Below are 6,800 nucleotides of genomic sequence, written 5' to 3'. Positions count from 1 at the left end.
CGTTGGCGCCGCCTGGTTCGCGACTACGAGCGCCGCTGCGACGTCTCCGAAGCCATGATCCACGTCGGCATGGGCGCGCTCCTCATCAGGCGCATCGCCCACCCATGACCATTCTCAAACGGGCACTTAGAGGGATAGCATCATCTGCCGGAGCGCGGTTATGTCCTTTGACTTAGCTGTCGTACTTGGGCTGCTGAGCGCCGTGATTGTCATGTTTGCTTTGGGCCGCCCGCGTATGGATGCAGTGGCATTGTCCGTGCTTGTCGCTCTGCCGTTGACGGGCATCCTCACTGTTCAGGAAGCACTCGCCAGTTTCAGCGATGCCAGCGTCGTGCTGATTGCCGCTCTTTTTGTGATCGGCGAGGGACTGGTCCGAACCGGTGTCGCCAGCAGCATGGGAGATTGGCTCGCATCTCGTGCCGGTAGCGGCAGCAGCAGGCTTATTGCCATGTTGATGCTGGTCGTCGCGACACTAGGCTCGGTGATGAGTTCCACCGGGGTGGTCGCCATCTTCATCCCGATCGTAATGCGTATTGCCCTGCGATTGCGCATCCCGCCGCGCCAGATGATGATGCCGCTGAGCTTCGCCGCCTTGATCAGCGGCATGATGACATTGGTCGGAACACCACCCAATCTGGTTGTGAACAGTGAGTTGCTGCGGAACGGCCATGCTGGCTTCGGCTTCTTCAGCTTCACGCCATTCGGCTTGCCGATCCTGCTGCTCGGCATCGGCTATATGATTGTGGCGCGCCGCTGGTTGAAGAATGTGGAGCCGGAGGAAGCGGTCTCCCACGGCCGGCTGACCCTGGCGCAACTTGTCGGAGATTATGGACTGGCTAGGTGCGTGTACCGCCTCCGTATCGGCCCTGGCTCGCCCCTGGCCGGGCAAAGCCTCGAGGTGTTGCGTCTGCACGCCACGCATGGGCTGAATGTCATGGCCGTTGAGCACCCACAGCGCTTTACCTCAACCTATCTGAGTGCGGGCGGAGAGACTGTACTGCGCTTAGGTGATGCGCTGATCGCGCATTTCGCTGGGCCAGAGGAGCGTCTGCAGGCACTTGCTTCCCGGCTGGCCCTCCAACCTCTGCCGCTCGGCGATCTTGATCCTGTCAGCAGACCACGTCCCATTGGAATAGCCGAAGTCATCATTCCTCCTGACTCGCCACTCTGCGGCAGATCAGTGCTGGAGGCCGATTTTCGGTCCACTTACGGATTAACGGTGGTAGGGCTGCGCCGTGGCTTGATTACACCGGTCGAGGGATTGCTTGAGGAGAAGCTGCAGGCCGGAGACACGCTGCTGCTGGTTGGCCCCTGGAAGGAGTTGCGCCGCTCCCAACGCGGAAAGCGGAGCTTCCTGCTACTCAACCAGCCGGAGGATCTGGAGGAACTGCCCCCTGCCTCTGACCGTGCACCACAGGCCTTGCTCAGCCTGGGTGTAGTCGTTGTGCTGATGGTCACAGGCGCGCTGCCACATGTGCAGGCCGCATTGATCGGCTGCCTGATGATGGTGGGCTTCCGCTGCATCGACCTGGACAATGCCTACCGCGCCATCCACTGGCAGACCATCGTCTTGATTGCCGGCATGCTGCCCTTTTCCTTGGCCCTGCAGAAAACCGGCGGCATCGCTATGGCGGCCGACGGGCTAATCAGGCTGGTGGGGGGCGCAGGATCTTATGCTTTGCTCGCCAGCCTGTTCGCGGCGACGGCCTTGACCAGCCTTTTCATATCCAACACCGCGACGGCCGTGTTGATGGCGCCTGTCGCTATCGCTGCGGCGCGGGAACTGGGTTTTTCGCCCTATCCCTTCGCCATGATCGTTGCCCTGGCCGCCTCGGCCGCCTTCATGACGCCCGTGTCTTCGCCGGTGAACATGCTGGTCATGGGGCCAGGCCGCTATAGCTTTGGCGATTTCCTACGCATTGGTGTGCCCTTCACCGTGCTGGTGATGCTGGTGAGCTTAGCGCTGGTGCCTTTGCTGCTGCCCGTGCGATAAGCTCCTGCACTGTGCCAGCCGAAACAATACTGGACTTGCTTCAAAAAAGTGGAGGGTTCCTGATGAGGCCAGAGGAACCCCATGAAGCAGCAGAGGCGGTTCACGAAGGCATTTAAGGACGAGGCAGTCCGGACGAGCGGGCGGAGCCAATGCGAGATCGCCGAGGACCTCGGAATCGGTCTGTCGGCGCTGGTCCGTTGGATGACAGCGCCTTTTAAAACTCACTCTGAAGGGCATCTTCGCGGTGGAGGAGCGGGTGATCGCGCTGCGCGATATCGCGGTGCCGATCTTTGCCCTCGGCACCATGCGGGACCACATCGCGCCCCGGCGCGAAGGCTCGTGGTGGGATGCCTGGCGCGGCTGGATGACCGCCGCCGGCTCCGGCGAGCGCGTGCCGCCGCCGCCGATGGGCGCGCCGGAACGGGGCCTGGACCCGCTGGAGCCCGCGCCCGGCCGCTACGTCCACATGAGCTGAGGCCCGGCGGCGCCCTCAGACCAGCATGGCGGGGCTGCGGGCGATGGCCGAGACGAGGTCCGACCGGCTGACGATGCCGACGACCCTGCCCTGCTCCACGATCGGGATGCGCTTGAGGTTGTGGGCGGACATCAGCTCCGCGAGCTGTGGCAGGGTCGCATCGCGTCCGGCGGTGATGACGTGCTTCTGCATGGCGTCCGCGGAGGAACGGTTGTCGCGCCGGACGAAATCCAGGAATTCCTGGGACAGGGCCTCGCCTTCCGCCAGCCGTCCCAGCCACCATTCGTTGCGCTGGCGGGCGGTTTCCCGGAAGGGCCTGATGATGTCCAGTTCGCTGATGATGCCGAGCAGCGAGCCGTCCGCGGCACAGACCGGAACCGCGCTGATCCGCCGCTCGGCCAGCAGGGCCGCGACCTCCGCGACCGAGTGCTCCGGGCGCGCGGTGATCGGCGGATGGCTCATGATGTCGGACGCGATGAAAGGCACGGCTTGCCCCCTCCTCAGGGGCGCAGAGGCCGCAGTCCCGGGCCTGGCAGCCCGTGACCGGCCTCTCCGTTGCCGGGAGATTGGCAGGCCGTGCCGGCTCCACCCTGATGCAGATCAGGCGGCCCCTCCGCCCCTCCCGTGCGCCATCGGCAGGCTGCGCCGCGGGCTGCCGCGGTCACGGGCACTGGCTCGGCGCGGCATAGCGGCGCCAGATCGCCTTGCGGATCAGCCTGCGGCTGTCGGCGGCGCCGAGCGTCCTGTCCTGCTCCACCTGCGCGGCCTCCTCGGCAAGGCCGCGATCCTTGATGACGTGCAGGAACCAGGCGGAGAAATCGCCGGCGCGCAGATGCCGCTCCCAGCAATCATCGTCGATCCCGCAGGCCAGGTCGAGAAAGGCGTGCAGGTTGTTCGCCTTGGTGAAGCGCCCCCGCCGGAGGTCGTGGAAGTAGAAGCTGCGGCCGTCGCCGACATCGCCCACTGCGTACTTGCCGGCATGCCGGCGGTGATCCTGGTGCGGCGGCTCGAGTGTCACCGGGATCGGGGCTGCGTCTGCTCCGGGCCGCCAGCACAGCGCCTCGCAGCCCCCGGTGGCAGGGGCGCTGGGCGGCGCGCAGCCCAGCAGGCCGGCGGCCTCGCGGATCATGGCCTCCGGCGCCGGGCCGAGCGCCAGGACCAGCCGGACGGTCTGCAGCGCCTCCCGGCTGAGCGAGGCGGGCCTGTAGGTGATCAGCACGGTGGCCGACAGGTCCTGGTCCAGCAATGCCGGTCCGCGCGGCGGGCCCGCCGGCAGCAGCTCATGCGCCTCGTCGAGAAGCAGCCAGTGCGGGCGCCCGGTGCGGGCACGCAGATGCGCGGTCTGGTGCAGCAGGCCGGTGAACAGCGACTGGCGCTCCTGCAGCGTCATGGCCTGGGTGTTCACGACGACGTTGACGCCGGCCTGGGACACCAGCCGCAGCGCCTCGGTGGCATGCGGCGGCGCGTCCAGGCTGCCGAGCCGCACGGCATTCTCCAGCTCCAGGTAGTCGCCCTCCGGGTCGATGACGCAGAACTCCAGCTGGCGCTCGGCGATCCGCTCGGTCAGCGCCGTGGCAAAGGCGGACTTGCCCGCCCCCGACGGCCCAACCACCAGCGTGCTGCCCTGGCCGGGGCGCAGGTGGACCGACCGCCCGGCGCGGTCCCGCCCCAGCCAGGGCCCGTGCTTCCCATCCGGCGCCAGGGCCACGTCTTCCTCGATGATGCGCGCCACCAGCTCCACGATGCCGTCGCCATTCAGCCCGGCCAGCGGCAGGTCCGCGTCGCGGCGCACCACCGGCAGGGCATTGCCCACCGCCGCCGAGCAGCCGCAGGCGCGCAGGAAGGCATGGTCGTTCTCGGCGTCGCCCGCGCCGATGACGTTGACCATCGATATCTGCAGCTCGTCGAGCGCGGCTCTCAGCCCCGTGGCCTTGTTCACGCCGGAGGGCAGCACCATTACCGCGCCCTTGTTGAAGGAGATCTGCAGCTCGAGGCCGCAATCGTGGATGGCTTCCAGCACCGTGGCCTGGTGCGGCTCCCACGTCGCCAGGATGCAATGGCCGGCCGAGATCGGCTCCACCTTCCGCTCCCGCAGCAGGCGCAGCAGCTGCGCGGGCGGCGGCGGCGCCAGCAGCCGCTCCGTGCGGGCCAGGGGGTCGTAGAGGACAGCGCCGTTCTCGGCCACAATGCGGTCGAACAGCGCGGCGTCCGGCAGCAGCGGGAGGATCGCCGCCACCTCCCGCCCCGTCACCAGCAGGATGCGGCGGCCGGTTTCCTTCAGCCGCCGCAGAGCGGCCATCGTCTCCGGCCGCACCACGCCGTCATGCGCGATGGTGCCGTCGAAATCCACCGCCAGACCCAGGAAGTACATCGCTCGCGCCTCCCGGCCCGGAGGCGTGGATCCGCCCGCCAGGCCCTGCCCGCGCATCACGCGCCCGGCCCGGTCAGGCCCTGACCTGCATCAGCATCGGGCGCTGCGCCATGGCGGATGCTGACCCGCCGATCGCGGAGAAGGCGCCATGCAGGACCGTACAACGGCCGAGATCATCCGGAACCAGCACCCGTTGACCCTGAGCCCCGGCGACAGCGTGGCCGCGGCCTGCGCGGCCATGCATCGCCGCCGCGTCGGCGCCGTGCTGGTGGTGGGAGAGGACAGTCGCCTGGCTGGCATCTTCACCGGCCGCGACGCCATACGCTGCCTGGCGGAGGGCTACGACGCCCGCAACACGCCGCTCCGCCTCGTCATGACCCCTGACCCGGTGACGCTTCTGCCCGAGCAGACGGCAATCGACGCGCTGCGCCTGCTGGATGACGGCGGCTTCCGCCACCTGCCGATCTGCCAGGATGGGCGGGTGATGGGCATCGTGTCGCGCTACGACTTCCGGGCCATGGAACATGCCCGCCTCAACGAGGAGAGCCGGTTCTTCGAGGTGCTGCGCTGAATGGGCGGCGGCCTGATCCAGATCATTCCGGCGCGCCCGGGGATCTGCTTGACCGGTCCGGCAAGCAGATGAGGGCAAGGCGATGCAGCGAGCAGCATGGGCGCGGCGGATGGCGACACGGGAGCAGGACTGGCTGCACGCGTTGCGCCGCGGCCTCGTGGAGCGGCTGCTCGGCCGCCTGCCCGCGGTGCCCCGCCCAGGAAGCGACCGAGGGGATCACCGGGGGGATCACCGGGGGGATCACCCGGGCGACCGCCGCCCGGCCGCGCCGGAGACGTCCCGCTGGCGTGCCGCCAGGCGCCGGACGGAATGACCGGCCATGCGCGCGATGCAGTTCGTACGGCCAGGGGCGCCGCTGCGCTGTGCCGCCCTCCCCGACCCGCAGCCCGGCCCAGGGCAGGTGGTGCTGCGCGTGGCCGCCTGCGCGGTCTGCCGGACCGACTTGCACCTGGTGGATGGCGAGCTGGCCAACCCCAGGCCCGGCGTGGTGCCGGGGCATGAGATCGTCGGCCGCGTCGTGGCGCGGGGTGCGGGCGCCACGCGCTTCGCCATGGGCCAGCGCGTCGGCGTTCCCTGGCTGGGCTTCGCCTGCGGCACCTGCCGCTTCTGCCGCGACGGGCGGGAGAATCTGTGCCCGGAGGCGCGCTTCACCGGCTACCAGCGGGATGGCGGATATGCCGAGCTTTGCCTGGCGGAGGAGGCCTTCTGCCTTGCCCTGCCGGAGGGGTATGGCGACGCGGAGGCCGCGCCGCTGCTCTGCGCCGGGCTGATCGGCTACCGCGCCCTGCGGATGGCGGGGAATGCCGCCCGCCTCGGCATCTACGGCTTCGGTGCGGCGGCGCATATCGTGGCGCAGGTGGCGCGGCATGAGGGGCGGGAGGTCTTCGCCTTCGTGCGCCCCGGCGACGCGGCCAGCGCGCAATTCGCCCGGCAACTCGGCGCGGCCTGGGCCGGGCCGTCCGACGCGCCTGCGCCGCAGCCGCTGGATGCGGCGATCCTGTTCGCGCCGGTGGGCGCCCTGGTTCCGGCGGCGCTGCGCGCGGTGGACCGCGGGGGCACGGTGGTCTGCGCCGGCATCCACATGAGCGACATCCCGGCCTTCCCCTACGGCATCCTGTGGCAGGAGCGCTGCCTGCGATCGGTCGCCAACCTGACGCGGCGCGACGGCGAGGCGTTCCTGGCGCTCGCCCCCCGCATCCCGGTCCGGACGGCCGTGGAGACCCTGCCGCTCGAGGCGGCCGGAGCCGCGCTGGAGCGGCTGCGCCGGGGCGAGGTCGAGGGCGCGCTGGTGCTCACGCCATGACCCGCCTCTGCCCCTGCGCTGGGGCCTGGCCGCCGGGCTGCGTGGCCAGGGCATCGCCACCCTGTCAGGCCCGCCAGGCCAGCCGCG

General features: G+C 69.3%; 6 protein-coding genes and 2 pseudogenes. 6 read left to right on the top strand and 2 right to left on the bottom strand.

Annotated features, from left to right (window positions below; translation table 11 throughout):
- The 4 genes and pseudogenes from CR165_RS20330 to CR165_RS25160 form a co-directional block, all read left to right on the top strand.
- Positions 1 to 108 (top strand): annotated as a pseudogene (locus CR165_RS20330) (IS5-like element ISRso1 family transposase); the annotation flags it as partial.
- Between the two features lie 52 nt (positions 109 to 160).
- On the top strand, positions 161 to 1,993 hold the full coding sequence (locus CR165_RS20325; RefSeq protein ID WP_109518768.1) for an SLC13 family permease: 1,833 nt from the start codon (positions 161 to 163) through the stop codon (positions 1,991 to 1,993).
- 81 nt (positions 1,994 to 2,074) lie between these two features.
- Positions 2,075 to 2,197: pseudogene (locus tag CR165_RS20320) on the top strand (transposase); the annotation flags it as partial.
- A 52-nt stretch (positions 2,198 to 2,249) separates the two neighbouring features.
- Positions 2,250 to 2,468: a hypothetical protein gene (locus CR165_RS25160; RefSeq protein WP_181378261.1), complete on the top strand. Its 219-nt coding sequence runs from the start codon at positions 2,250 to 2,252 to the stop codon at positions 2,466 to 2,468.
- Between the two features lie 15 nt (positions 2,469 to 2,483).
- Here the strand turns inward: CR165_RS25160 and CR165_RS20315 are convergent, their stop codons facing one another.
- Positions 2,484 to 2,954, bottom strand: a complete 471-nt coding sequence (locus CR165_RS20315; protein WP_109518767.1) for a CBS domain-containing protein — start codon at positions 2,952 to 2,954, stop codon at positions 2,484 to 2,486.
- 175 nt (positions 2,955 to 3,129) lie between these two features.
- Positions 3,130 to 4,839, bottom strand: coding sequence for an HAD hydrolase family protein (locus CR165_RS20310; RefSeq protein WP_181378259.1), 1,710 nt, complete (start codon positions 4,837 to 4,839; stop codon positions 3,130 to 3,132).
- Between the two features lie 148 nt (positions 4,840 to 4,987).
- Here CR165_RS20310 and CR165_RS20305 point away from each other — a divergent pair, with 148 nt between their 5' ends.
- Complete coding sequence (locus CR165_RS20305) at positions 4,988 to 5,410, top strand: CBS domain-containing protein (RefSeq protein WP_109518765.1); 423 nt, start codon at positions 4,988 to 4,990, stop codon at positions 5,408 to 5,410.
- Positions 5,411 to 5,729: 319 nt separating this feature from the next.
- Positions 5,730 to 6,713 (top strand): zinc-dependent alcohol dehydrogenase family protein, encoded by a 984-nt coding sequence (locus tag CR165_RS20300; RefSeq protein WP_109518764.1) that lies wholly within the window; start codon positions 5,730 to 5,732, stop codon positions 6,711 to 6,713.
- The last annotated feature ends 87 nt before the right edge of the window (positions 6,714 to 6,800 follow it).

Source organism: Teichococcus aestuarii, from assembly GCF_003116135.1.
Classification (GTDB): Bacteria; Pseudomonadota; Alphaproteobacteria; order Acetobacterales; family Acetobacteraceae; genus Pseudoroseomonas; species Pseudoroseomonas aestuarii.
The sequence above is the reverse complement of the archived record's forward strand: the minus strand, read 5'-3'. Positions and strand labels throughout refer to the sequence as shown.